An 824-nucleotide genomic window follows, 5' to 3' on the forward strand; every position below is an offset into this window, starting at 1 on the left:
CCGCGGGGCCGACGGGGCTGGTGGGGCTGGTGGGGCCGGCGGGTCTGGCGGTGAGGTCGACGGTGGCGTATGCGGGGTGTGTGGCGTGGAAGCAGTTGAGGAAGGCGGGCCCGCGCGGGTCTCGGCGGATCTCGCTCACCAGCCCGGTCACGGGGCTGATCAGATGCCCGTACGTCTCCATGATCCGCCGCGGTGGGCTGTCGGCGATCTGCCACGGGGCGTCGTCGTCGGCTGTGACCAGGGTCAGGGGCGCCCGTATCCGTGCCGCGACCAACCGCGGGTCGCCGCAGGCGGGGCACTGCGGGCGGCGGCTGACCGCGTGGTGCTCCAGGGCGGAGGTGAGGGTGTCCAGGGTGCACAGCGCGCGCTGCCCCGGGTGGCGGTGCCCGGCCAGCCAGGTGGCGGCCTCCAATGCGGCCAGTTGCAGTGCGGCGGCCCGGCTGGCGGTCAGCGACGCGGGCGGGCGCGGCACCGGGCCCTGGCGGCCGAGTCTGTGCTGGAGGTGCGCCTCGGCCTGCCGCCGCCGCCATAACCGGTCGGACAGACAGGTCCAGCACGGGTCGTCCTGGGCGCCGAGGAACGGGCCGATCCACGCCGTCGTGCCGACCGGCTTGACCGGCAACCAGCGGCGGCCGGACGCCCGGTGCTCGGCGTCGAGCGCCGCGAGGCGTGGATCGAGGTAGTCGTCACAGACCACAAGAGTGAGATACCCGTCGCCGTGTTGACGCTTGTCGATTTGACATGCCCCGTGCCCGTCCCCGGGGCCCGCCCCGAACTCGATTCCCTGCACGGCGCGGATGCCCGCCGCCCGCAGCGCCTGGACG

The 824-nt window shown here is 74.6% G+C and carries 1 protein-coding gene; it reads right to left on the reverse strand.

The window, feature by feature from the left end; genetic code table 11:
* Nucleotides 1–697 (reverse strand): TOMM precursor leader peptide-binding protein (locus CCN51_RS52205; protein WP_245881903.1); only part of this gene is annotated, 697 nt, incomplete at its 3' end.
* Nucleotides 698–824 lie beyond the last annotated feature (127 nt).

The organism is Streptomyces milbemycinicus (assembly GCF_002154605.1).
Classification (GTDB): domain Bacteria; phylum Actinomycetota; class Actinomycetes; order Streptomycetales; family Streptomycetaceae; genus Streptomyces; species Streptomyces milbemycinicus.